This window comes from Massilia sp. YIM B02763, from assembly GCF_030412015.1.
In the GTDB taxonomy this organism is placed as follows: Bacteria; Pseudomonadota; Gammaproteobacteria; order Burkholderiales; family Burkholderiaceae_D; genus Telluria.
This window is the reverse complement of record NZ_JASNRD010000004.1, coordinates 134,003-158,577: the sequence shown is the minus strand read 5'-3', so window position 1 is coordinate 158,577 and position 24,575 is coordinate 134,003. Positions and strand designations below refer to the sequence as shown.

General features: G+C 69.7%; 17 protein-coding genes. 14 read left to right on the top strand and 3 right to left on the bottom strand.

Annotated features, from left to right (window positions below):
• The first annotated feature begins 253 nt into the window (after positions 1-253).
• The 8 genes from QPK32_RS08240 (at position 254) to QPK32_RS08205 (ending at position 9,572) form a co-directional block, all read left to right on the top strand.
• The gene (locus QPK32_RS08240) at positions 254-343 is read left to right on the top strand and encodes a potassium-transporting ATPase subunit F (RefSeq protein WP_290412311.1); all 90 of its coding nucleotides are present in this window, start codon (positions 254-256) and stop codon (positions 341-343) included.
• Positions 343-2,151, top strand: a complete 1,809-nt coding sequence (kdpA, locus tag QPK32_RS08235; protein ID WP_290412310.1) for a potassium-transporting ATPase subunit KdpA — start codon at positions 343-345, stop codon at positions 2,149-2,151. The genes QPK32_RS08240 and kdpA overlap by 1 nt, the downstream gene beginning before the upstream one ends.
• Before the next feature lies 1 nt (position 2,152).
• Positions 2,153-4,231, top strand: coding sequence for a potassium-transporting ATPase subunit KdpB (gene kdpB, locus QPK32_RS08230; RefSeq protein ID WP_290412309.1), 2,079 nt, complete (start codon positions 2,153-2,155; stop codon positions 4,229-4,231).
• Positions 4,232-4,263: 32 nt separating this feature from the next.
• A complete protein-coding gene (gene kdpC / locus QPK32_RS08225) occupies positions 4,264-4,848 on the top strand; it encodes a potassium-transporting ATPase subunit KdpC (RefSeq protein ID WP_290412461.1) in 585 nt (194 codons plus the stop codon).
• 57 nt (positions 4,849-4,905) lie between these two features.
• Positions 4,906-7,626 carry an ATP-binding protein gene (locus tag QPK32_RS08220; RefSeq protein WP_290412308.1) on the top strand — a complete coding sequence of 907 codons (2,721 nt, stop codon included), beginning with the start codon at positions 4,906-4,908 and terminating at the stop codon, positions 7,624-7,626.
• Positions 7,619-8,320, top strand: coding sequence for a response regulator (locus QPK32_RS08215; protein WP_290412307.1), 702 nt, complete (start codon positions 7,619-7,621; stop codon positions 8,318-8,320). Before QPK32_RS08220 ends, QPK32_RS08215 begins: the two co-directional genes overlap by 8 nt.
• Positions 8,321-8,411: 91 nt before the next feature.
• Positions 8,412-9,209: a TorF family putative porin gene (locus QPK32_RS08210; RefSeq protein ID WP_290412306.1), complete on the top strand. Its 798-nt coding sequence runs from the start codon at positions 8,412-8,414 to the stop codon at positions 9,207-9,209.
• A gap of 108 nt (positions 9,210-9,317) precedes the next feature.
• Positions 9,318-9,572 carry a hypothetical protein gene (locus tag QPK32_RS08205; RefSeq protein WP_290412305.1) on the top strand — a complete coding sequence of 85 codons (255 nt, stop codon included), beginning with the start codon at positions 9,318-9,320 and terminating at the stop codon, positions 9,570-9,572.
• A 36-nt stretch (positions 9,573-9,608) separates the two neighbouring features.
• On the opposite strand, the gene QPK32_RS08200 is transcribed toward QPK32_RS08205, so the two are convergent.
• Positions 9,609-11,522, bottom strand: a complete 1,914-nt coding sequence (locus QPK32_RS08200; RefSeq protein ID WP_290412304.1) for a diguanylate cyclase domain-containing protein — start codon at positions 11,520-11,522, stop codon at positions 9,609-9,611.
• A gap of 353 nt (positions 11,523-11,875) precedes the next feature.
• Between QPK32_RS08200 and QPK32_RS08195 the strand changes: the two genes are divergently transcribed.
• The 4 genes from QPK32_RS08195 (at position 11,876) to QPK32_RS08180 (ending at position 18,021) form a co-directional block, all read left to right on the top strand.
• Positions 11,876-12,415, top strand: a complete 540-nt coding sequence (locus QPK32_RS08195; protein ID WP_290412303.1) for a (2Fe-2S)-binding protein — start codon at positions 11,876-11,878, stop codon at positions 12,413-12,415.
• Positions 12,412-13,425 carry a xanthine dehydrogenase family protein subunit M gene (locus QPK32_RS08190; RefSeq protein ID WP_290412302.1) on the top strand — a complete coding sequence of 338 codons (1,014 nt, stop codon included), beginning with the start codon at positions 12,412-12,414 and terminating at the stop codon, positions 13,423-13,425. Before QPK32_RS08195 ends, QPK32_RS08190 begins: the two co-directional genes overlap by 4 nt.
• The gene (locus QPK32_RS08185; protein WP_290412301.1) at positions 13,422-15,737 is read left to right on the top strand and encodes a xanthine dehydrogenase family protein molybdopterin-binding subunit; all 2,316 of its coding nucleotides are present in this window, start codon (positions 13,422-13,424) and stop codon (positions 15,735-15,737) included. Before QPK32_RS08190 ends, QPK32_RS08185 begins: the two co-directional genes overlap by 4 nt.
• 100 nt (positions 15,738-15,837) lie before the next feature.
• Entirely contained in the window at positions 15,838-18,021 is a 2,184-nt protein-coding gene (locus QPK32_RS08180; protein ID WP_290412300.1) for an HAF repeat/PEP-CTERM domain-containing protein, read from the top strand.
• Here QPK32_RS08180 and QPK32_RS08175 read toward each other — a convergent pair.
• The gene (locus QPK32_RS08175) at positions 18,018-19,052 is read right to left on the bottom strand and encodes an AraC family transcriptional regulator (protein WP_290412299.1); all 1,035 of its coding nucleotides are present in this window, start codon (positions 19,050-19,052) and stop codon (positions 18,018-18,020) included. The genes QPK32_RS08180 and QPK32_RS08175 overlap by 4 nt on opposite strands.
• On the bottom strand, positions 19,049-19,903 hold the full coding sequence (locus QPK32_RS08170; protein ID WP_290412298.1) for a GGDEF domain-containing protein: 855 nt from the start codon (positions 19,901-19,903) through the stop codon (positions 19,049-19,051). The genes QPK32_RS08175 and QPK32_RS08170 overlap by 4 nt, the downstream gene beginning before the upstream one ends.
• A gap of 283 nt (positions 19,904-20,186) precedes the next feature.
• On the opposite strand from QPK32_RS08170, the gene QPK32_RS08165 reads away from it, so the two are divergent.
• A complete protein-coding gene (locus QPK32_RS08165) occupies positions 20,187-22,685 on the top strand; it encodes a TonB-dependent receptor (RefSeq protein WP_290412297.1) in 2,499 nt (832 codons plus the stop codon).
• An 11-nt stretch (positions 22,686-22,696) separates the two neighbouring features.
• Entirely contained in the window at positions 22,697-24,505 is a 1,809-nt protein-coding gene (locus QPK32_RS08160) for a phytase (RefSeq protein ID WP_290412296.1), read from the top strand.
• Positions 24,506-24,575 lie beyond the last annotated feature (70 nt).

The following is a 24,575-nucleotide window of genomic DNA, read 5'->3' as shown; positions in this document are numbered from 1 at the left end:
GTCGCTGCCGCCCTGACAACTGGTTGCCGTAAAACAACAAAATCGATACCGTGACAGCGGGGCGTTTACACCGCATATATACCTGCCTGGCAACTGTTTACGCCTATTTTCGTGCTGCCCTCCCAGACTGGCATGGTCGTCAACAACCATCCTGGAAGGGAAAGATGGACATCCTTTATATTGCCGCGACAGTCGCCCTGACGGCGCTGATCTGCGGCCTGGCCCACGCCTGCGACAAGCTGGGGGTCAACTCGTGAATCCAATCTACTGGGGCGTGGGCCTGGCCGCGGCGGCCGTCCTCGTCTACCTCGTCGTCGCCTTGCTGAACGCGGAGAACCTCTGATGAATACCGATGCCATCGTGCTGCTGGCGGTCTTCATGGCCGTCGTGACGCTGCTGGCCTGGCCGCTGGGGCGCGTGCTCGCCGCCGTCGGCGACGGCCGTCCGGTGCCGGGCCTGTCCTGGCTGGCGCCGCTCGAGCGCCTGTGCTACCGCGTCGCCGGCGTCAAGCCGGACCAGGGCATGGGCTGGAAGACCTATGCGTTCGCGCTGATGCTGTTCAGCGGCGCCGGCGCCCTGCTCGTCTATGCCGTGCAGCGCCTGCAGGCCTTCCTGCCGTTCAATCCGCAGAACCTGGCGAACGTGTCGCCGGATTCCTCGTTCAATACCGCGCTGAGCTTCGTCACCAATACCAACTGGCAGGGCTACGGCGGCGAACAGACCATGAGCTACTTCAGCCAGATGGTCGTGCTGGCCGGCCAGAACTTCTTCTCGGCCGCCACCGGCATCGCCGTCGTGTTCGCGCTGGTGCGCGGCCTTGCTGCCCGTTCGTCCAAGTCGGTCGGCAACTTCTGGGCCGACCTGGTGCGCTCGACCGTCTACGTGCTGCTGCCGCTGTCGGTGCTGCTGGCCGTGTTCCTGGCCTCGCAAGGCGTGATCCAGAACTTCGCCCCCTACCAGGAAGCGGCGCTGCTGGACCCGGTCACCTATTCGCAGCCCAAGCTCGGCGCCGACGGCCAGCCGCTCAAGGATGCGGCCGGCAATCCGGTGACGGAGCAGCTGACCGCGGCGACGCAGACCATCGCCATGGGCCCCGTCGCCTCGCAGGAAGCCATCAAGATGATCGGCACCAACGGCGGCGGCTTCTTCAACGCCAACTCGGCGCACCCGTACGAAAACCCGACGGCGCTGACCAACTTCGTGCAGATGGTCGCCATTTTCCTGATCCCGGCCGCGCTGTGCTTCGCCTTCGGCCGCATGGTCGGCGACGCGCGCCAGGGCTGGGCCGTGTTCGCGGCGATGGCCATCCTGTTCGTCGCCATGACCCTCGTCGCCATGTGGGCCGAAACGCAGGCGCATCCGGGCCTGCAGGCCCTCGGTGTCGACCAGGCCGCGAGCAGCCTCCAGGCCGGCGGCAATATGGAAGGCAAGGAAACCCGCTTCGGCATCGCCGCCTCGAGCCTGTTCGCCGCCGTGACCACGGCCGCGTCCTGCGGCGCCGTGAATACCATGCACGACTCCCTGATGCCGCTGGGCGGCCTGGTGCCGATGGCGCTGATGATGTTCGGCGAAGTCGTGTTCGGCGGCGTCGGTTCGGGCCTGTACGGCATGCTGGTGTTCGCGGTACTCGGCGTCTTCATCGCCGGCCTGATGATCGGCCGCACCCCGGAATACCTGGGCAAGAAGATCCAGTCCTACGACATGAAGATGGTCTCGATCGCCATCCTGGTGACCCCGATCGTCGTGCTGGCCGGTACCGCGCTGGCCGTCAGCAGCGACCTGGGCGTCGCCGGCATCGCCAACCCCGGCGCGCACGGCTTCTCGGAGATGCTGTACGCCCTGACCTCGGCCGCCAACAACAACGGCAGCGCCTTCGCGGGCCTGTCCGCCAACACGCCGTTCTACAACGCCCTGCTCGGCGTGGCCGTCTGGCTCGGCCGCTTCGCGATGATCGTGCCGGTGCTGGCGCTGGCCGGCTCGCTGGCGGCGAAGCCGCGCCTGGCCACCACGTCCGGCACCATGCCCACGCACGGCCCGCTGTTCGTGACTTTGCTGATCGGCGCGGTGCTGCTGGTCGGCGTGCTGAACTACGTTCCCGCACTGGCGCTCGGCCCGGTGGCCGAACACCTGCAACTCTTTTCGGTGAAATAAGATGGCCCACCCCAACGTAACCCTGTTCGACCCCAAGCTGGTCGGTCCGGCCACGGTCGACGCCTTCCGCAAGCTCGACCCGCGCCAGCAATGGCGCAGCCCGGTGATGTTCGTCGTCTATATCGGCTCGATCATCACCACCCTGCTGTGGCTCGACGCCCTCCGGGGCAACGGCGAAGCACCGGCCGGTTTCATCTTCGCCATCAGCCTGTGGCTGTGGTTCACGGTGCTGTTCGCGAACTTCGCGGAAAGCCTGGCCGAAGGCCGCAGCAAGGCCCAGGCGGCATCGCTGCGCGCGCTGAAGCAGACCGTGATGGCCAAGAAGCTGACCACGCCGCAGTACGGCACCCAGTGGCTGCCCTGCCCCGCCACCGACCTGCGCAAGGGCATGTTCGTGCTGGTCGAGGCGGGCGACATCATCCCGGCCGACGCCGACGTCGTGCAGGGCGTCGCCTCGGTCGACGAATCGGCGATCACGGGCGAATCCGCGCCCGTCATCCGCGAATCCGGCGGCGACTTCTCGGCCGTCACCGGCGGCACCCGCGTGCTGTCCGACTGGCTGGTGCTGAAGATCGCCGTCAATCCGGGCGAAGCCTTCATCGACCGCATGATCGCCATGGTCGAAGGCGCGCGCCGCCAGAAGACGCCGAACGAGATCGCGCTGACGATCCTGCTGGTCGCCCTGACCATCGTGTTCCTGGTCGTGACGGCCACGCTGCTGCCGTTCTCGCTGTATTCGGTCGCCGCCGCCAAGGCCGCGGGCCTGGCCAGCTCGCCGGTGACGATCACCGTGCTGGTCGCCCTGCTCGTGTGCCTGATCCCGACCACCATCGGCGGCCTGCTGTCCGCCATCGGCGTGGCCGGCATGAGCCGCATGATGCAGTCGAACGTGATCGCAACCTCGGGCCGCGCCGTGGAAGCGGCGGGCGACGTCGACGTGCTGCTGCTCGACAAGACCGGCACCATCACCCTCGGCAACCGCCAGGCGTCGACCTTCATCCCGGCCCCGGGCGTGACGGAACGCGAACTGGCCGAGGCCGCGCAACTGGCCTCGCTGGCCGACGAGACGCCGGAAGGCCGCAGCATCGTCGTGCTGGCCAAGCAGAAGTTCAACCTGCGCGCTCGCGAGATGGCGGAGCTGAAGGCGGAATTCGTCCCGTTCACGGCGCAGACTCGCATGAGCGGCGTCGACCTGGAAGAGCGCCCCGTGCGCAAGGGCGCCGCCGACACCATGCGCAAGTACGTGCTGGGCCTGGGCTACGAGTACCCGCAAGCCGTGGGCACGGCCGTGGACGACGTCTCGCGCCGCGGCAGCACGCCGCTGGTGGTGGTCGACGGCGGCCGCGTGATGGGCGTCGTGGAGCTGAAGGACATCGTCAAGGGCGGCATCAAGGAACGCTTCGCCGAGCTGCGCCGCATGGGCATCAAGACCGTCATGATCACGGGCGACAACCGCCTGACGGCGGCAGCCATCGCGGCCGAGGCGGGCGTGGACGACTTCCTGGCCGAAGCGACGCCGGAAGACAAGCTGACCTTGATCCGCAAGTACCAGTCGGAAGGCCGCCTGGTGGCGATGACGGGCGACGGCACCAACGACGCCCCGGCGCTGGCCCAGGCCGACGTGGCGGTGGCGATGAACACGGGCACCCAGGCCGCCAAGGAAGCGGGCAATATGGTCGACCTGGATTCGAACCCGACCAAGCTGCTGGAGATCGTCGAGATCGGCAAGCAGATGCTGATGACGCGCGGCTCGCTGACCACGTTCTCGATCGCCAACGACATCGCCAAGTACTTCGCCATCATCCCGGCCGCCTTCGTCGCCACCTATCCGCAACTGAAGGCCTTGGATATCATGCAGCTGGCCAGCCCCAGCTCGGCGATCCTGTCGGCCGTGATCTTCAATGCCCTGATCATCGTCGTGCTGATCCCGCTGGCCCTGAAGGGCGTGAAGTACCGCGCGATCGGCGCCGCCGCGCTGTTGCGCCGCAACCTGCTGGTCTATGGACTGGGCGGCATCGTCCTGCCCTTCATCGGCATTAAACTGATCGACATGATCCTGGCCGCGCTGCACCTGGCGTGAACCCGGCCCGAATCGAGGAAAACACCATGAACATGACTTCGCAGATCCGCCCCGCCCTCGCCACCCTGGTGGCGCTCACCGTGCTGTGCGGCGCCGTCTACCCGGCGCTGGTGACGGGCGCGGCCCGCATCGCCTTCCGCGACCAGGCGGCGGGCAGCCTCGTGGTCCAGGACGGCAAGGTGCGCGGCTCGCGCCTGATCGGCCAGGCCTTCAGCGCGCCCCAGTACGTCTGGGGCCGCCCGTCGGCCACGGGCCCGATGCCGAACAACGCGGCCGGCTCGTCCGGCTCGAACCAGGGTCCGCTGAACCCGGCCCTGCTCGATGCCGTCAAGGGCCGCATCGAGGCCCTGCGCGCGGCCGATCCGGACAACCGCGCCCCCGTGCCGGTCGACCTGGTGACGGCGTCGGCCAGCGGCCTCGACCCGCACATCAGCCCCGCGGCGGCGCTGTACCAGGCCGGCCGCGTGGCCAGGGCGCGCGGCGTGCCGCAGTCGCGCGTGGAGCAGCTGATCCATGCGCATACCGGGCATGCGCTGCTGGGCTTCCTGGGCGAGGAACGCGTCAACGTGCTGGAACTGAACCTGGACCTCGACCGGACCGCCCCGGCCAGGAAGTAAGACCCCAGGGTGTGCACCATGTGCCCACCGCATGCCCCAACGATACGTAAGCACAAGATGGCAAAGACGAACGACAGGCCGGACCCGGACATGCTGCTGGAACAGGTGCGCGAGCAGGAGCGGCGCGCCAGCCGTGGCAGGCTGCGCATCTATTTCGGCGCCTCGGCCGGCGTGGGCAAGACCTACGCGATGCTGGGCGCCGCGCGCGCCCTGCATGCCGCGGGCGGCAGCGTGCTGGTGGGCGTGGTCGAGACCCACGGCCGCAGCGAGACGGCACGCCTGGTCGAGGGCCTGCCGCTGTTGCCGCCGAAGGAAGTGGTCTACCGCGACAAGGCCCTGCCCGAGTTCGACATCGACGCCGCGCTGGCCAGCGGCGCCGGCCTCGTGCTGGTGGACGAGCTGGCCCACTCGAACGTGCCCGGCTCGCGCCACCGCAAGCGCTGGCAGGACGTCGAGGAGCTGCTCGACGCCGGCATCGACGTCTACACGACGGTCAACGTCCAGCACCTGGAAAGCCTGAACGACGTGGTGGGCGGCATCACGGGCATCCGCGTCGCCGAGACGGTGCCCGACACCGTCTTCGACCGCGCCGACGAGGTGGTGATGGTCGACGTGCCGGCCGACGAGCTGCTGGCACGCCTGCGCACGGGACGCGTTTACCAGGGCGCCCAGGCCGAGCGCGCCGCCGGCAACTTCTTCCGCAAGGGGAACCTGATCGCGCTGCGCGAGCTGGCGCTGCGCCGCACCGCCGACCGCATCGAGGGCGACGTGCGCGCCTACCGCGTCGAGAAGTCGATCGATGCGATCTGGAAGACGGGCGCCGTGCTGCTGGCCTGCGTCGGCGTCGGCGCCGGCGAACAGGTGGTGCGCGCCTGCGCGCGGCTGGCCAACCAGCTGGGCGCGCGCTGGCACGCCGTGTATGTGGAAACGCCCGCGCTGCAGCGCCTGTCCGAGGTGCAGCGCGAACACGTCCTCGACCACCTGCGCCTGGCCGACAAGCTGGGCGCCGTCACCGCCGTGCTGCCGGGCAGCGACGCGGCCCAGGTGCTGGCCGAGTACGCCGAGAACCACAACCTGTCCAAGCTGGTGCTGGGCCGCCCGCAGCGCGCGGCGCTGCCCTGGCACAAGCCGCTGGCGCGCCGCCTGGCCGCGCTGGCGCCGGAAGTCGACCTGATCGAGGTCGCCACGCCGCCGCGCGAAGTGGGGGCGCTGCTGGCCCGGGGCCGCAAGGACGGCGCGTCGCGGCGCCTGAATCCGAATCCGCCTCCGCTCCGTTATTTGCTGGGCGCTTCCGCCAGCCTGGGCACGGGCCTGCTGGCCTGGGGCCTGTCGGCCTGGCTGGACCTGCCCAACATCGCCATGCTGTTCCTGCTGGTGACCGTGCTGGTGGCCTACCTGTTCGGGCGCGGCCCGTCCGTGCTGGCCACCTGCATCAGCGTGGCGCTGCTCGACTTCTTCTTCGTGCCGCCGCGCTTCTCGTTCGCCGTGTCGGATTTCCAGTACGTCGTCACCTTCGGCACGATGCTGGCCGTCGGCCTGATCACGGGACAGCTGACGGCCCTGCTGCGCTTCCAGGTGCGCGTGGCGCAGCAGCGCGAGAACCGCTGGCGCGCGCTGTACGAGTTCTCGTCGACGCTGTCCGGGGCGCTGCAGTCGGACCAGATCCTGGATGCCTCGCGCGAATTCGTCGCGCGCGCCTTCCGCGCCGAGGCCGTGCTGCTGCTGCCCGACGACGACGGCAAGCTGGCCGTTCCCGCGCATGCCGCGGCCGGCGGCCTGCAGGTGGAACCGGGCACCGCGCAATGGGCGTTCGACCATGCGCTGCCGGCCGGCATGGGCACCGACACGCTGCCCGCCAGTCCCCTGTTCTACCTGCCCCTGGTGGCGCCGATGCGCACCCGCGGCGTGCTCGCGCTGGCGCCGGAACAGCCGGACCGCATCCTGGCGCCGGAACAGCGCCAGCAGCTGGACACCTTCGCCACCGTGACGGCGATCGCGCTGGAACGCGTGCACTACATCGAGGTCGCCCAGGGCGCGCTGGTGGACATGGAATCGGAGCGCCTGCGCAATTCGCTGCTGGCCGCGCTGGGCCACGACCTGCGCACGCCGCTGACGCTGCTGGTGGGCGTGTCGGAATCGCTGGCCGCTTCCTCGCCGCCGCTGTCGGCGCTGCAGCTGAGCCTGGCCGGCACCCTGAAGAGCGAGGCGCTGCGCATGAGCACCCTGGTCGCCAACCTGCTCGACATGGCCCGGATCCAGAGCGGCGGCGTGCACCTGCACCTGGACTGGCAATCGATCGAGGAAGTGGTGGGCAGCGCGCTGCGCGTCAGCCGCGAGGTGCTGGCCGCGCACCACGTGGAGACGCGCCTGCCGCCGGAGCTGCCGCTGGTGCAGTTCGACGCGCCGCTGCTGGAGCGCGTGCTGTGCAACGTGCTGGAAAACGCCGCCAAGTACACGCCGCGCGGCTCCACCGTCAGGATCGACGCGCGCGTGCGCGGCGACTGGATCGAGCTGCGCGTGACCGACAACGGCCCGGGCCTGCCGCCGGGACGCGAGGAAGCGATCTTCGAGAAGTTCACGCGCGGCGAGAAGGAATCGAACACGCCCGGCGTGGGCCTGGGCCTGGCCATCTGCCGCGCCATCGTCGAGGCGCATGGCGGCACCATCCGCGCCGAGCAGGCCCCGGGCGGCGGCGCGCGCATCGTCATCGCCCTGAAACGGGGCGAACCGCCGGCCGTGCCGGAAATCGAGGAACCGCTGGAGGACCACCATGGATGACAAGCCGGTCGCGCTGCTCGTCGAGGACGAGGCCCAGATCCGCCGCTTCGTGCGCGCCGCGCTGGAAGACGAAGGCTGGCAGGTGTTCGAGGCGGGCGACTGCCGCCAGGGCCTGATGGCGGCCGGCACGCGCCAGCCCGACCTGGTGGTGCTCGACCTCGGCCTGCCGGACGGCGACGGCGTCGCCTTCATCGCCGACCTGCGCGAGTGGTCGCGCGCGGCCGTCATCGTGCTGTCGGCGCGCACGCTGGAATCGGAAAAGGTGCGCGCCCTCGATGCCGGCGCCGACGACTACCTGACCAAGCCGTTCGGCACGGCGGAGCTGCTGGCCCGGGCCCGCTCGGCGCTGCGGCGCCAGCGCCAGGGCCAGGCGCGCGAGCAGCAGTCGGCCGTCGTGCGCTTCGGCCAGGTCGCCGTCGACCTGCAGGCGCATGCCGTCACCAAGGACGGCCGCGGCGTGCGCCTGGCGCCCACCGAATACCGGCTGCTGGCGGCGCTGGCCAAGCATGCCGGCCGCGTCGTCAGCAATCCGCAGCTGCTGCGCGAAGTGTGGGGCCAGCACTCGATCGACAACGCGCACTACCTGCGCATCTACATGGGGCACCTGCGGCGCAAGCTGGAGGACGACCCCGCGCAACCCCAATACCTGATCACGGAAACGGGCGTGGGCTACCGCCTCGCCGTCCCGCTCTAGCGACAGGAATCCCCTTTTTACAGCGAAGACCTGCTGCGCCGCGCCCTAGGGCACGGCGAGGGCACGACTCATCCCTACGAAAGTGAAAACCATGAAAAACCTCATCGCCACCATCGCATCGTTCGTCTCCCTGGCCGCCGCGGCCACGGTCCAGGCCCAGGAAGCCAACCCGGCTCCGGCCGCCCCGGAAGCCGCCGCTCCCGAAGCCGCGGCGCCGGCCTCGCCCGTCACCTGGAACCTGGGCGCGATCACCGACTACCGCTACCGCGGCATCTCGCAGACGCGCACCCATGCCGCCGTCCAGGGCGGCGTCGACTGGCTCGACGCGGATACCAGCCTCTATGTGGGCACCTGGCTGTCCAGCATCACCTGGGCCAAGGACGCCGGCGGCGGCGGCAACGTCGAGATGGACGTCTATGCCGGCAAGCGCGGCGAGCTGGGCCGCGGCTTTACCTACGATGTGGGCGTGCTGGGCTACATCTACCCGGGCAACGACCTGAAGGACGTGCCGGGCTACGTGAACGGCAATACGGGCGAGGTCTACGCCCAGGTCGGCAAGGGTCCGTACTACATCAAGTACTCGAACGCGCTGACGAACCTGTTCGGCTTCGTCGACAGCCGCTACAGCAGCTACGTGGACGCGGGCGCGAACCTCGATGCCGGCAACGGCTTCACGATCGTGCTGCACGGCGGCCGCCAGCACGTGCAGCATTCGGCCAACGCCAGCTACACGGACTGGAAGGTCGGCGTGAGCAAGGCATGGGGCACGACCACGGCGACGCTGGCCTTCGTGGCCACCAATGCCGAGGAAGCGGCCTACACCTCGGCCCGCAACGGCAAATTCCTGGGCAAGAACGGCGTGACGCTGCAGGTCGTGCACACCTTCTGATGCGAGCGGACGCGGGGGCGGGAGGGCCGGCTGAGCGAGCCCATCATATGAGTGTTATCATCTCATCGGTCCGCACCCCGCGGCCACGTTCCATCGAAGACACGCACCATGAAAACGCACCAGACCGCACTGATCGCCCTCGCCCTCGCTACCCTCTCCTCGGCCGCCTTCGCCGGCCGCGACGAAGTCCTGATCCAGCAGACGCGCAAGAACCAGCTGGCCTACGAGGCCCGCATCAAGCAGGAACGCCAGGAAAAACAGCAGCAACAGGAAAAGAACACCGCCCAGGCGCCGACCGGCGCCTCCGGCCATGCGCCGGAACAGGACGCCGGCGCGCAGCCGGTGGCCGCGCCGGCGCATTGAGAAAGGCTTGGCGGGCACGTGGTGCCCACCAAGCCATCAAGCCGGGCAGCCTGCCAGCACCACCACCGACGACCGGTCCCTGCCCGCCCGCTTGGACTGGTACAGCGCATCGTCCGCCGCATGCGTGAGCGCCGCCAGTTCGGGGCGCGGGCACCAGGCGAAGCCCAGGCTGCTGGTGACGTCGAGCGTGCGGCCGTCGACCTGGAACGGCGGACGGATCGCCTCCAGCAGCTTGTCGGCCACGCGCTGGCATTCGAGCGGGGAGCCGACCTGCTCCAGCACGATCACGAACTCGTCGCCGGCCAGGCGGGCCACCGTATCGGTGCTGCGCACGGTGCCGGACAGGCGCTTGGCGAACTCGCGCAGCACGGCGTCGCCCACCGCGTGGCCGAACGTGTCGTTGATCTGCTTGAAGTGGTCGACGTCCAGGTAGCACAGCGCGAGCGGCATGGCGCTGCGGCGCGAGCGCGCGATGGCCTGGGCCAGGCGCTCTTCGTAGCTGCGGCGGTTCGGCAGGCCCGTCAGGTGGTCCGAGTGCGCCAGCGCGTGCAGCTGGCGCTCGTATTCGCGCGCCGACGTGGCGTCGGTCGACAGCACGTAGATGCCCTGCACCCTGCCTTCGCGGATGTGCGGCAGGTAGGTCGAACTGATCACGCGCGTGCGGCCGCGGCGCTGCTCCTCGATCTCGAGGTGCGAGCCGTGGCCTGACAGGCAGCGCGCCAGCGCCGCGCGGCGCGGCTCGTAGAACGCCTCGCCCATCGCCTCGGGCACGGTCTTGCCGATCATGTGCTCGCTGCGCACGCCGAACCATTCCTGGTAGCGCTGGTTGGCGAAGCGGTAGCGCAGGTCGGTGTCGATGTAGGCGATCAGCGCCGGCACGTTGTCGGCGATGGTGCGCAGCCATTCCTCGCTCTCGATGATGCGCGAGCGCGAAGCCGCCAGCTCGGTGATGTCCTGCATCGCGACCACGGCGCCCAGGGGCTCGCCGCCCGCGCCCTGGATCGGGCGGCCGCTGGCCAGCAGGTGGCGCGCCGGACGGCCGGGAATGCCGATCGTCATGGCGGTGTCCAGGATCCGCTCGCCGTGCAGGGCGCGCAGCAGCGGGATCTCGCTTTCCTTCAGCGGCGTGACGCCGTCCTCGCCATACAGGTGGTAGTGCGCCGGCCACTCGGCCGCGCTGACGCCGCTCGCGTCGAGGTCGTGGAATTCGCGCGCCGCGCGGTTGAACAGCGTCAGCCGACCTTGCGCATCGCAGGCGACGACGGCGACTTCGACCGATTCCAGCACGGCGTCCAGCAATTCCTGCTTCTGGCGCAACGCGCTTTCGGCGGCGGCGCGCTGGCGCATCTCGTGCTGCAGAGCCTCGTTCTTCGCGTGCAGTTCGCGGGTACGCTCCGCCACGCGCTTTTCGAGCTGGGCATTCAATTCGCGCAGCGCCTGCTGGGCCGCGTCGCGCGCCGCCACCACCACGCGCCGGTTCAATTCGTCCTGCACCATCTGCGCGAGGTCGCGCAGCATGCGGCGCTCGGCCACGCCGAAATCGCGCGGCTGCAGGTCCAGGATGCACAGGGTACCGACGGGCTGGCCGTCCAGGCTGTGCAGCGGCTGCCCGGCATAGAAACGGATGCCCTTCTCGCCGCGGACGTAGGGAAAGTCGCGGAAGCGTTCATCGGCCAAAGTGTCGCTTACAACCAACAGTTCGTCGAGCGCGACCGTATGGCTGCACATCGCGATATCGCGTGGCGTTTCGCAAACGTGAAATCCGACACCCGACTTGAACCACTGCCGGTTGTTGTCGACGAGCGACACCAAGGCGATCGGCACGCCGAAAGCGGCCGATGCAAGACGGGTAAAACGGTCGAAACGGTCCTCCTGCGGCGTGTCGAGGACGCCGAGCGAATGCAGGGCCTTGATGCGTTGTTCTTCTGCGAGTTCCTGTTGGCTGAGCATGAACGATCCTTGCCGCTGTGCGGCGAAGAAAGAACCGGCAGGGTTTTGGCCGGATGAGGCAAATGGATATGTGGAGGCAAGCGCGGGCGGTAGAGAAATTCTATCTGAATCCCACGGCCCTGTACCAAATCTCCGGGCACGTTGTAATTTTGAAAAGATTATTACATGACCAAAACTGTTGATTCATTTTACAACGAAACAATTGGGGAGAATCATTTGTTTTTTACTCAGTGCATCATTCATCCTGGCTATTCCTTGCAACTTTGTCTTGATTTTTCATTATGTGTGTAACCTAACCGAATGGCGTGGGCCCGGACCGTAAAGTGGACGCTTCGCTAACGAAAGGACGGCCCATGGACGCTTACCAGCAACACCCCATCCGGCTGCGCATCAATGGACAGGACCGGGACTTCGAGGTCGAATCCTGGGTCACCCTGCTCGACCTGCTGCGCGAACGCGCCGGAATGACCGGCACCAAGAAAGGCTGCGACCACGGCCAGTGCGGCGCCTGCACCGTGCTGCTCGACGGCCGCCGCGTGAATTCCTGCCTCACGCTGGCCGTCATGCAGAACGGCCACGAAGTCACGACCATCGAGGGCATGGCCCGGGGCGAGGAACTGCATCCGCTGCAGCAGGCCTTCATCGAACACGATGCCTTCCAGTGCGGCTACTGTACGCCGGGGCAGATCTGTTCGGCCGCCGGCCTGATCGCCGAGGGCGAGGCCAGGTCCTTCGACGACGTGCGCGAACTCATGAGCGGCAACATCTGCCGCTGCGGCGCCTATCCGCAGATCGCGCGCGCGGTCAGCGAGGTGCTGGGCATCGAGCCCGCCCAGCCGGGCAAGGCGACGGATCCGAAGGAAGGCTTCACGACAGGGTCGGTGCTGGCATGAATCCATTCACCTTCACCCAACCCAAGGACGTCGACGGCGTGCTGGCGGCACTGGCCGCCGGCGCGCGCCCCGTCGCCGGCGGCACCAACCTGCTCGACTTGATGAAGGAAGGCACCATGCAGCCCGCCAGCCTCGTCGACATCAATGCCGTCGCCACCCAGGGCCTCGACGTCGTCGAGGAACACGAGGGCGGCCTGCGCCTGGGCGCGCTGGCGCGCAATGCGGATACGGCCTACCACGCGCTGGTGCGCGAACGCTACCCGCTGCTGCGCTCGGCGATCCTGGCCGGCGCCTCGCCGCAGCTGCGCAATATGGCGACCAACGGCGGCAACCTGCTGCAGCGCACCCGCTGCGTGTACTTCTACGACGTCGGCACGCCCTGCAACAAGCGCGAACCCGGCACCGGTTGCCCGGCCAAGGCCGGCATCAACCGCCAGCTCGGCATCCTCGGCACCAGCGAGCAATGCATCGCGACGCATCCGTCCGACATGTGCGTGGCCCTGCGCGCGCTGGACGCCACCGTGCACGTGCGTTCCGCCGATGGCGGGCGCGCGATCCCGTTCGCCGAGTTCCACCGCCTGCCGGGCGACCGTCCCGACATCGACAGCAACCTGCAGCCGGGCGAGCTGATCACCCACATCACCCTGCCCGACGCGGCGCGCTTCGTCGACCACAGCGCCTACATCAAGGTGCGCGACCGCCTGTCGTATGCGTTCGCGCTCGTGTCCGTGGCGGCCGCGCTCGACCTCGACGGCGACACCATCCGCGACGTGCGCATCGCGCTGGGCGGCGTGGCGCACAAGCCCTGGCGCGTGGAAGACGCGGAGCGCGAGCTGGTCGGCAAGGCCGCGAGCGAGACGGCCTTCGCCGCCGCGGCGGACCGCATCCTGCAGGGCGCGCGCGGCTACGGCCAGAACGACTTCAAGCTGGTGCTGGCGAAGAACGCCATCGTCCAGGCACTCACCGTCGCCCAACGCGGCACCGACAAAGCACAGGGAGTACAGCAATGACAGACCTGATTCCCGACCTGAAGACCCCGACGGCGCCCGCCGGCACGGGCCGCGTGCGCGCCGGCATGCCGGTGTCGCGCGTCGACGGCCGCGCCAAGGTCACCGGCAGCGCCCAGTACGCCGCCGAGTTCAGCGCGCCCGACCTGGCCTACGGCGTCGTCGTCAGCGGCACCGTCGCCAAGGGCCGCATCAAGCGCATCGACACGAGCGCGGCCGAGGCGGTACCGGGCGTGATCGCCGTGATCACCCACGAGAACCGCCCCAAGATGCGCTCCAACGACCTCGCCTACAAGGACATGACGGCGCCGGGCGGCTCGCCCTTCCGCCCCCTGTTCTCGGGCGAGATCTTCTGGAGCGGCCAGCCGGTGGCCCTGGTCGTCGGCGAGACCTTCGAGGCCGCGCGCCACGCCGCCGCCCTCGTCGACATCACCTACGACGTCGCCGAGCACGACACCAACCTGCTCAAGAGCCTGGACAAGGCCTACAAGCCGCGTCCCCTGAAGGCGGGTTTCACGCCGCCCTCGTCGAAGGGCAAGGCCGACGACGCGTTCGCCGCGGCGCCCGTGAAGATCGAGGCCGAGTACTACAACAACGTCGAGCACCACAACCCGATGGAGATGTTCGCCTCCACCGTGCTGTACGGGGAAGACGGCCACCTGACCGTCTACGACAAGACCCAGAGCTCGCAGAACAGCCGCTGGTACGTGTCGCACGTGTTCGGCCTGTCCAAGGACAAGGTCACCGTGCGCAACCCCTACGTGGGCGGCGCCTTCGGTTCCGGCCTGCGTCCGCAGTACCAGCTGCCACTGGCCGTGATGGCGGCGCTGAAGCTGAAGCGCTCGGTCAAGGTCGTGCTCACGCGCCAGCAGATGTTCAGCTTCGGCCACCGTCCCGAGACCTGGCACAAGGTGAAGCTGGCCGCCGGCACGGACGGCAAGCTGCAGGCGATCTGGCACGAGGCGCTGCAGGAAACCTCGCGCCTGGAAGACTACGTCGAGGTCGTCGTCAACTGGTCCGGCCAGATGTACGCCTGCGAGAACATCCACCTCGGCTACAAGCTGGTCGCGCAGGACCGCGCCACCCCGATCGACATGCGCGCCCCGGGCGCCGTGCACGGCGTGCACGCGATGGAAGTGGCGATGGACGAGCTGGCGTACAAGCTGAAGATGGACCCGCTCGAACTGCGCCTGAAGAACTACGCCGAGCACAACCACCTGGAGGACAAGCCCTTCTCCAGCAAGGAACTGCGCCAGTGCTACCAGCAGGGCGCCGAGCGCTTCGGCTGGAAGGACCGTCCGGTCGAGCCCCGCTCGATGCGCGAAGGCGACGAGCTGATCGGCTGGGGCATGGCGACCGGCATCTGGGATTCGCTGGTGATGGTGGCGCGCGTGTCGGCCGTGCTGCATGCGGACGGCCGCCTGGTCGTCTCGAGCGCGGCGACCGACATCGGCACCGGCACCTATACCGTGATGGCGATGATCGCGGCCGAGCAGCTCGGCCTGCCGATGGAACAGGTGACGTTCCAGCTGGGCGACTCGACGCTGCCGCTGGCGCCGATCGAGGGCGGTTCCTCGCACGTGACCACGGTGGGCGGCGGCGTGCACGGCGCCTGCGACAAGCTCAAGTCCACGCTGCTGAAGATGGCGCAGTCGCAGGCCGGCGGCATCTTCAAGGGCAAGAAGATCAACCAGGTCGAGTTCAACGACGGCCGCCTGCACCTGCGCGGACTGCCCGAACAGGGCGTGGCGCTGACCGAGCTGCTGGCCAAGGCCGGCAAGGACCGCGTCGAAGAGAAATTCCTGATGACGCCGCAGATGCTCAAGCAGCGCAAGTATGCGCGCTCGGTGCACCAGGCGATCTTCGTCGAGGTGCGCGTCAACGAGCTGCTGGGCATGGTGCGCGTGACGCGCGCCGTCAGCGCCGTGGCGGCCGGACGCATCATCAGCGCCAAGACGGCGGCCAGCCAGGTCAGCGGCGCCGTCGTGTGGGGCATCAGCGAGGCGCTGCACGAGGAAACCTTCACCGACCACCGCCTCGGCCGCTTCATGAACCACAACTACGCCGAGTACCACGTCGCGGCGAACGCGGACATCCACGACATCCAGGTGATCTTCGTCGACGAGGAAGACCGCATCGTCAGCAAGCAGCTGGGCGCCAAGGGCGTGGGCGAGATCGGCATCGTGGGCGTGTCGGCGGCCGTCGCCAACGCGATCTTCCACGCGACGGGCAAGCGCCTGCGCACCACGCCGATCACGCCGGACAAGATCCTGATGGGCGACCACGAGATCCCGGTGGACGGTCCGGATCGATGAGGAGTTGAGCAAACGCAGTGCCGGCACCTGAGCTGGCGCAGCAGGCGCGCGGCATGCATGCCGGATGATGGGGATCCATCCTCGCCATCCAGGATATGCCATGTCCGCGCGCAAACATTGCTTGAAATTATTGCTGTCATGCTTGTCGATGCTGTGCGGCGTCGTCGTCCCGGCGCCGGCCGCGCCCCAGTATTCGCCACGGTATGCGCCGACCTTCCTGCCGGCCGACTTCACGGCGGCCGCCCTCAACAATGCCGGCCAGGTCGTCGGCACGGCGGGCGGCGGCGCGGCGACCTGGTCGCCCGCCTCCGTGCTGTCCTACGGCGTCCTGCTGCCCGGCAGCGAAGGACTGGGCATCAACGACCGCGGCGACATCGTCGGCACCTACCGCGACCAGGCCTTCGTGTTCGCGGCGGACGCGTTGACCATCATCCCGGCCCGCGCCGACCACAGCGCGGCCACCTCGATCAACGACGCCGGCGCCGTGGCGGGCAGGCTGGCCAGTTCCTTCATCGACGGCCCCACCACGGGCTTCTACTACGCGCAGGGCAGCGTGGCCCAGGTCGACGACGGCTTTCCCTTCGACGGCGGCAACGACGTCGCCAATGCCGTCAACAATGCCGGCACGCTGGTCGGCACGCTGAACGACGCCGATGCCACGGACGACGACTGGTCCGACCGCAACCGCCAGGCCTATACCTGGCGGAACGGCACGCTGCGCACCTGGGGCACGCTGGGCGGGAGCATCAGCGAAGGGCTGGACATCAACGACGCCGGCACGCTGGCCGGCTGGTCGACCAATGCCGACGGCAGCGCCGAACTGGCCTTCCTCGCCTCCGACACGCTCGGCATGATCGATCTCGGCTCGCTGGGCGGCAGTTCCACGCGCGCCCTCGCGCTCAACAACCTGGGGTGGGCCGTCGGCCTGTCCGACGTCGGCGGCGGTAGCGGCAACGGCGGCGGCTACGACTACCACGCCTTCCTGTACGCGCAGCACGGCATCGTCGACCTGAACGCCCTCGTCGACCCGCTCGGCGACTGGCTTCTGGTGTCGGCCGCCGACATCAACGATGCCGGCCAGATCCTGGCCCGTGCCTGCAACGGCGTCACCGACGAATGCCGCGCCGTGCGCCTGGACCTGATCCCGGCGATGCCGGAACCCGCGCCCGGCGCGATGCTGGCGGCCGGCGTGGTACTGGGCGCGGCCCTGCTGCGCCGCGGGCCCCGGCGCCGGCCCTCGAGCAGGCACGCCTGGGGCGGCCTGGCGCTGCTGGCGCTGGCGGTGCTGACCGTACCGCCGGCGGCCACGGCACAGCCAACCGTCACGCCCGCGTTCACCATGACGGCCGTGCCGCGCGGCTTCGATGCCCAGGCCATCAACAACCTGGGCCACGTGGTCGGCAGCTACGGCGACGCCGCCGCCGTCTGGGACGGCAACGCCGTCGCCACGATCGTCGCGCTGGCCCCCGGCAGCACCGGACGCGGCATCACGGACGGCGGCGTCATCGTCGGCACGTGGAACGGCAACGCGTTCATCAGAACCGCCGCCGGCGTCGCCAACCTGGGCCGCTACGGTTCCTGGGCCGGCAGCGAGGGCATCGCCGTCAACGCGCGCGGCGACGTCGCCGGCAACGGCGCCTGGGGCCCCGGCGAGCGCGGGCGCGGCTGGGTCCTCAGCCTGGGCGTGCTGCGCGTCATCCCCTCCTTCAACGGCGAATTCAGCTACGTGGAAGCCATCAACCGCTTCGGCCAGGTGGTCGGCACCGCCCAGAAGCAGACCGAGCGCAGCCCGTACGACCGCCGCGGCTTCATCTACAAGGACCGCGTGCTGACCGACATCGGCGCCATCGGCGACGGCGTCAACAGCGAAGCCTTCGACATCAACGATGCCGGCCAGGTGGTGGGCGGCGCCGAATACGTCTACGATCCGTTCGGCAGCGGCTACCATCCCTTCCTGTACCAGAACGGCATCATGCGCGACCTCGGCACGCTCGGCGGCAGCTACGGCGTCGCCCAGGGCATCAACAACGCCGGCGCCGTGGTCGGCGGCGCGCTGCTGGCGGGCGACGAAGCCCAGCACGCCTTCCTGTACGAAGACGGGGTGCTGCGCGACCTGCATGCGCTGACCGCGCTGCCGCCGGGCTGGACCTTGGTCGGCGCGCGCGACATCAACGACCGGCGCCAGATCCTGGCCCAGGCCTGCGCGGCCGAGGATTGCACGATGGTGCGGCTCGATCCGGTCGCGCCGTCCGCAGCCCCGGCCGTCCCGGCCGCCGGCCGCTAGACGGACAGCGCCCCGGCCAGCGCCGCCCGCAGCGGACCGGGCGTGATGCCCGTCCAGCGCTTGAACGAGCGGCGGAAATTGGCGGCGTCGTGGAAGCCGAGGTAATCCGCAACGGCGTCGTTGTCGAAGCGGCGCGCCTGGAACAGCCACAGCGCCACGTGGGTGCGTACCTGGTCCAGCTCGGCCTGGAAATGGGTATGGTGGCGGGCCAGCTGGCGCTTTAGGGTGGCCGGGCTGACGCCGAAGTCGAACGCCGTGCGCTCCAGCGTGGGCGCCGTGCGCACGCGTTCCAGCAGATAGTCGTACAGCGCCGCCGGCAAGCCGGGGGCGCATGGGCTCTCGGCCTCCGCCGCGTTCTCCGCCAGCGCCGCGGCCACCGCGCTGCCGCGCGGCCAGGGACGGTCGAGCCAGGCGGCGTCGATCAGCATGGCGTCGAGCTGGCAGTCGAAACGCAGTGCGCTGCCCAGGTGCACCTGGTGCTGCTCGACGTGACGGGGCGCCGCGCGGTTGAAGCAGAAGCGCCACGGCAGCCGTTCTCCGCCCAGCCAGCGGCACAGCGCCACCACGGCCGTCATGTGCATCTCCACCAGCGCGGGACGCAGGCCGGGCGCGCCCTGGCTGTCGACCCAGTACAGCACCGCCACCTCGTCCCAGGTCTCGATCCGGGGCCGCAGCAGCGGCGCCAGGCGCGCATGCCAGCGGCACAGCGTGCCCAGGAGCGCGCGCAGCGTGGGCGCCTGCACCAGCGCATGGCTGGCGGCGCCGTCGTGGCCAGGCAGCAGCTGCTGTCCCAGCATGAAGCTGGTATCCGGGCTGTCCAGCGCGCGCAGCAGGTTGGACAGCAGTTGCAGGTACTGGCTCGGGGCCACCATCAGGCCGGGTGGCAGGTCCGGTTCCAACAGCGGTTCCAACCCAGTACCGCGCAGCAGCGCGCCGTCGCCGGCATCGCGCGCGCGGCCGTATTCGAGCGCCAGCGCCGGCTGCTGGCGCGCCGGGATCGACGGTTCGGTGGCCGCCCGCCAGGCGATCACGCCGCGTCCATCCGGCGGCACAAGTCCGCCAGCAGGCTGTCCGGTGCGCCCCGCGCGGGCGCGCAGTCGTGGCGCAGGCTGATGGACACACGGCGTGCGCCCGCATAGTGGCGCATGGCGCCGACCATCGCGCACAGGTGGCGGGCGGCGTAGTGCGCCTCGTCCAGCTCCAGGCCCGGCATCAGCACGGCGAAGCGGTCGCCCGCATAACGGCACAGCAGGTCGTCGTTGCGCAGGTTCAGCAGCAGCATGTGCGCCACGGCCTGCAGCGCGCGGTCCCCTTCCGGCTGGCCGTGCTCGCGGTTGATGCGGTGGAAGCCGTCGATGTCGAGCAGGACCAGCGCGCACGGACCGCCCTGCTCCCCTTCGCGGCGCAGCTGCTCGCGCAGGTAGCCGGCATCGGCCAGCTGGGTCACGCGGTCGAACGGGCGATGGCTGCGGAACAGGCGCTCGCGCTTCTTGAGGTGCTCGTTGAGGTGGGCCTGCTCCTTGCGCCAGTAATACATGCCGGCCGTGAGCACGAGCATCCCCAGCGGCACCAGTCCCTCCAGCGCCTTGTCCCACATGGCGCCCTTGTCGACGCGCCAGAACTCGTCCATGCAGTCGGCCCAGGAGCCGAACATGATGCAGGCCAGGCCTCCGGCCAGCAGGCGCGTGACGCGTCCGCCCGGACGGCTGGCCAGCACGAGCAAGCCCCACACGGCCGCCAGCAGCGCGGTGCCGCCCTCTTCCAGCACGTCGATCCAGTGCCAGGTCGCGAGCGGCTTGGCGACGCCGCCGGTGGCGTACAGGAAGGCCAGCGCGGCGAGCACGCACAGGGACAGGACGATGGGACGGACGATGGCAGGCATGGCGGGGGACCATAGCGCGGCCATGTGACGGCAGCATGACAGGATGGCAAGCCTGTCGCATCCGCGCACGGGTCCGAACGGCTCACGCGGCGCCCGCCGGGAGAGTCTTTACGGCTCAACGCCCCATGCCGCCCCCGTGCACCGGCGCGGCCGGACGGGTCATTTCGGCTCATCGCAGCGGCCTGGCCGTGCGCGGCATGCGCGGCGCGGCGGCGGCGTCACCGATCCGTCACATTGGCGCCCGAGAATGCGCCGCATTCCAACGACATCATCGCCCAAGACCATGCGACACTTTGCCCGGACACCCCTCGCCCTCGGCGCCAGCCTGCTGGCCGCCGGCCTCGCCCACGCCGACCAGACCGTGGTCGTCACCGGCCAGCGCGCCAGCCTGGCCTCCGCCATCGCGGCCCAGGAAAAGGCCGACAACATCGTCAGCGTCGTCAGCAGCGACGACATCGGCGGCCTGCCGGACAAGAACGCGGCCGAGGCGCTGGCGCGCCTGCCCGGCGTGGCCGTGCAGCGCGACCAGGGCGAAGGCCGCTACGTGGTGGTGCGAGGCCTGGATGCCGACTACAACAGCGTGACCATCAACGGCGCCCTGGTCCCGTCGCCCGAGGCGGGCCGGCGCGCGGTGGCGCTCGACGTGCTGCCGGCTGGCCTGATCCGCTCGCTGACCGTGACCAAGACCCTGACCCCGGACCAGGACGCCAATGCGCTGGGCGGCAGCATCGACGTCAAGACCCTGTCCGCGTTCGACCTGCCGGGCAGCCTGCTCACCGTGGGCGCCGGCGCCAGCCACGACAAACTGACCTCGCAGACCAGCCCGAACGGCAACGCGCTGTGGGCGCAGCGCTTCATGGACGGCAAGCTGGGCGTGGCCGCCGGCCTGTCCGGCGAGAAGCGCAAGTTCGGTTCGGACAACGTGGAGACGGGCGGCGCCTGGAACGGCAACCGCCTGTCCGGCTTCGAGCTGCGCGACTACCTGCCCGTGCGCGAGCGCTACGCCGGCGCGCTGAACCTCGACTACCGTCCGGATGCCGCGTCCAGCTATGCGCTGCACGGCTTCGTGAGCCGCTTCTCGGACGACGAGGTGCGCGACCGCCTCACCGTCAGCAATGTGAAGAAGGGCGACCTCGCCGAAGGCGTCACCGACACGGCGCGCGTCGAGCGCCGCCTGCGCCAGCGCAAGTTTACCCAGGAGATCCGCTCGCTGAGCGCCGTGGCCGACCAGCGCATCGCGCCGCAATGGACCTTGCACCTGGAGGCGGCCGGCAGCCGCGCCACCGAGGACACGCCGGAATCGATCAACGACGGCAGGTTCCGCGGCGTCTCCAACTTCGCCGGCATCGGCTTCACGGACGGCGTCAAGCCGCAGCTGATCGCCCCCGCCGCCGTGTTCGACCCCGCCAGCTATGCGCTCAACGCGATCACCTTGCAGCAGCGCTATTCGAAGGACAGCACCCACCAGCTGCGCGTCGACCTGGCCCGCGACATGGACCTCGCGGACTGGCGCGGCGCGCTGAAATTCGGCGCCAAGACGACGCGCCGCGACAAGGACAACGATACGAACCAGTGGGCCTACAACAGCGGCAAGGCCACGAGCGGCAACTACTGGGGCCCGGGCCCGACCTCGATGACGGCCTTCGTCGCCGGCCACCAGCTCGACTATGCGCTGGGCACCATCGGCACCGCCATCGATCCGGCGCTGCTGCGCGCCCGGGTCGCCGGCCTGCCGCGCGCAGGCGCACGCCTGGCCGTGGAATCGGCGCTCGACGACTTCCGCATGAAGGAGGACATCGACGCCGGCTACCTGCAGGCCGCGTTCTCGCACGGCCCCTGGTGGCTGCTGGCCGGCGTGCGCGCCGAGCACACGAAGTTCGCGGCGGACGGCTTCCAGGCCGAGGACGAGCGCATCGGCACGCGCCGCGCGGGCCGCTCCTATACCAACTGGCTGCCCAGCGTGCAGGCGCGCTTCGACGTCGATGCCGCCACCAGCATCCGCGCCGCCTGGACGGGCGCCGTCGTGCGCGCCAACTTCAGCCAGCTGGCGCCGGGCGTCAGCCTGGACAGCGCCACCGAGGCCACCATCGGCAACCCGGACCTGGCCCCGCTCAAGGCCCGCAACATCGACCTGGGCATCGAGCGCACGATCGGCCGCGACGGCGTCATGTCGGCCTACGTGTTCCACAAGGACATCAAGAACTTCACGTATTCGACCAACCTGGCCGGCAGCGGCACCTGGGCCGGCTATACCAGCGCCGTCTCCTACGCCAACGGCGACAGCGCCACCGTGCGCGGCATCGAACTGGCCTGGCAGCAGCCGCTGCGCATGCTGCCGGCCCCCTTCGACGGCCTGCTGGTCGGCGTCAACGGCACGCTGACGTCCTCGTCGGCCGACATCGCCAGCTACGATGCCGCCAGCGGCGGCCGCGCCGGCCGCGGCATCCGCATGCCCGGACAGTCCAAGCGCATGGCCAACCTGATGCTGGGCTACGAGGCCGGCCCGGTCAGCACCCGCGTCGCCCTCAACTACAAATCGCCCTACCTGCTGGAACTGGGCGCCGACGTGCTCGATCCGATGCAGGACCGCGTGGTCGACACCCAGAAGCAGGTCGACTTCTCGCTGCAGTGGCAGTTGACGAAGCGCGTGGCCCTGTCCTTCGAGGCGGCCAACCTCAACAACGAAAAATACTATGTGTACCAGGGCGAGAAGGGTCACAACGCCCAGTACGAACAATACGGCCGCACCTACAAGGTCGGCCTGAAAGCGAGCCTGTTCTGATGAAGTCCCCGATGTTCGTTTCCCTGCTGGCGGCGGCATTCCCCGTCCTGGCCCAGCAGGTCCCGTCCGCACTGGCCACGGCCGGCGACGTCGCCGCGCTGCCGGGCGGCGCCTGGCTGGCGCTGGACAAGCGCGCGCTGCGCCTGGTCGGCCCCGACGGCGCCGAACGCGCCTCCCTGGCCCTGCGGCCGCGCCAGTTCGACGTGCGCGCTGGCGCCGGCGGCGCGCTGGTCCTCGTCGTCGACGCCAATACGGAACGCGCGCTGCCCGTTATCGCCGATACCGCCGATACCGCCGATGCCGCAACCGGCACGCTGCGGGCCCTGCCGGCGCTGCCGGAGACGGGCTTCGGCATCGAGGCGGCCTGCCTGTACCGCGACGCCCAGCGCCTCGACCATGCCTTCCTCGTCGCCAAGGATGGCCAGGCGCAGCAATGGCTGCTGGGACCGACGCCACGCCTGGTGCGCCACCTGGCGCTGCCGCCGGGCGTGAAGCACTGCCGCGTCGACGATGCGACCGCCACGCTGTACGTCGGCGAGGCCGGCCTCGGGCTGTGGGCCTACGATGCCGATCCGGAAAGTGGCGGTACGCGCCGTCCCGTGGACTTGCGCGCACCGTTCGGCAAGCTGGCCGGCGGTGCCGGCGCCATCGCCGTGCTGCCGGGCGGGGTCGCCGCGCTCGATGCGAAAGGCACGCTGCACGCGTGGCGCCACGTGAACGGCGCCTGGCAGGCGCAGGCGCCGCTCGCCATCCAGGCAAACGGCCTGGCTGCCGGCGCGCCGCTGCTGGCGCATGCGAAAGACGGCTGGCGCCCCGCCGGCCTGGCATGGACAACGAAGGAGGCGCCCGCCAGGACGCTGCCGATCGTCACGGCGCGCGCCCAGACGGAACCCGTCGCGCGCGCCGGCGACGCCGCCGACGATCCGGCGATCTGGGTGCACCCATCCGACCCGGGCGGCGCGCGCGTCCTCGGCACCAACAAGAAGCAGGGCCTGCTCGTGTACGACCTGCAGGGCCGCCAGCTGCAGCTGCTGGAATCGGGCCGGCTGAACAACGTCGACGTGCGCCAGGACCTGCGCTTCGGCGCCGAGCGCTTCGACCTCGCGATGGCGACGCAGCGCGACGAGAACGCGATGGTGTTGTTCGCGATCAACGCGACCGGCAAGGTGGCGGAAGCGGCGCGCATCCCGACGCCCCTCGACGACATCTACGGCGCCTGCCTGTACCGCACGCCCCAGGGCGGACTGGACGCCTTCGTCAACGACAAGGACGGCCGCTACCTGCACTACCGCATCACCCGCGCCGCCGACCGCTTCGGGGCCGAGCTGAAACGCAGCTTCCGCCTGGCGAGCCAGCCGGAGGGCTGCGTGGCCGACGACAGGACGGGCCTGCTGTTCATGGGCGAGGAAGACCGCGGCGTCTGGGTCGCGGATGCCGATGCATCGCGGCCGGCGGTGCCGCGCATGGTGCTGCCGGTGGGCGACGTGCTGCACGCCGACGTCGAGGGCATGGGCATCTACCACGGCAGCAAGGGCAACTGGCTGGTGGTGTCGAGCCAGGGCAACAATAGCTATGTCGTGCTGGACGCGGCGCCGCCGTTCCGCGTGCGCGGCGCCTTCCGCATCGGCATCGATGCGCAGGCCGGCATCGACGGCGCATCGGAGACGGATGGCCTGGACGTGACGTCGGCGCGCCTGGGCGGGCCGTATGCGAAAGGTTTGCTGGTGGTGCAGGACGGGCACAAGCGGCTGCCGGATGGACCGCAGAACTTCAAGCTGGTGGCGTGGGAGGACGTGGAGCGCGCACTGAAACTGGAGTGAGCGGTAGGGTGGACGGCTTGCCGTCCACGCGTTCAACCGGTGCCGGCACCGCGGAATCGCGCGCCCCTGC

What these genes read in the sequence shown, in the direction of transcription:
- QPK32_RS08190 (WP_290412302.1), top strand. Translation starts at nt 12,412, where the DNA reads ATGAATCCATTCACCTTCACCCAACCCAAGGACGTCGACGGCGTGCTG.
- QPK32_RS08210 (WP_290412306.1), top strand. Translation starts at nt 8,412, where the DNA reads ATGAAAAACCTCATCGCCACCATCGCATCGTTCGTCTCCCTGGCCGCC.
- QPK32_RS08220 (WP_290412308.1), top strand. Translation starts at nt 4,906, where the DNA reads ATGGCAAAGACGAACGACAGGCCGGACCCGGACATGCTGCTGGAACAG.
- QPK32_RS08185 (WP_290412301.1), top strand. Translation starts at nt 13,422, where the DNA reads ATGACAGACCTGATTCCCGACCTGAAGACCCCGACGGCGCCCGCCGGC.
- kdpC (WP_290412461.1), top strand. Translation starts at nt 4,264, where the DNA reads ATGACTTCGCAGATCCGCCCCGCCCTCGCCACCCTGGTGGCGCTCACC.
- kdpB (WP_290412309.1), top strand. Translation starts at nt 2,153, where the DNA reads ATGGCCCACCCCAACGTAACCCTGTTCGACCCCAAGCTGGTCGGTCCG.
- QPK32_RS08215 (WP_290412307.1), top strand. Translation starts at nt 7,619, where the DNA reads ATGGATGACAAGCCGGTCGCGCTGCTCGTCGAGGACGAGGCCCAGATC.
- QPK32_RS08200 (WP_290412304.1), bottom strand. Translation starts at nt 11,522, where the DNA reads ATGCTCAGCCAACAGGAACTCGCAGAAGAACAACGCATCAAGGCCCTG.
- QPK32_RS08165 (WP_290412297.1), top strand. Translation starts at nt 20,187, where the DNA reads ATGCGACACTTTGCCCGGACACCCCTCGCCCTCGGCGCCAGCCTGCTG.
- QPK32_RS08180 (WP_290412300.1), top strand. Translation starts at nt 15,838, where the DNA reads ATGTCCGCGCGCAAACATTGCTTGAAATTATTGCTGTCATGCTTGTCG.
- kdpA (WP_290412310.1), top strand. Translation starts at nt 343, where the DNA reads ATGAATACCGATGCCATCGTGCTGCTGGCGGTCTTCATGGCCGTCGTG.
- QPK32_RS08160 (WP_290412296.1), top strand. Translation starts at nt 22,697, where the DNA reads ATGTTCGTTTCCCTGCTGGCGGCGGCATTCCCCGTCCTGGCCCAGCAG.
- QPK32_RS08205 (WP_290412305.1), top strand. Translation starts at nt 9,318, where the DNA reads ATGAAAACGCACCAGACCGCACTGATCGCCCTCGCCCTCGCTACCCTC.
- QPK32_RS08170 (WP_290412298.1), bottom strand. Translation starts at nt 19,903, where the DNA reads ATGCCTGCCATCGTCCGTCCCATCGTCCTGTCCCTGTGCGTGCTCGCC.
- QPK32_RS08195 (WP_290412303.1), top strand. Translation starts at nt 11,876, where the DNA reads ATGGACGCTTACCAGCAACACCCCATCCGGCTGCGCATCAATGGACAG.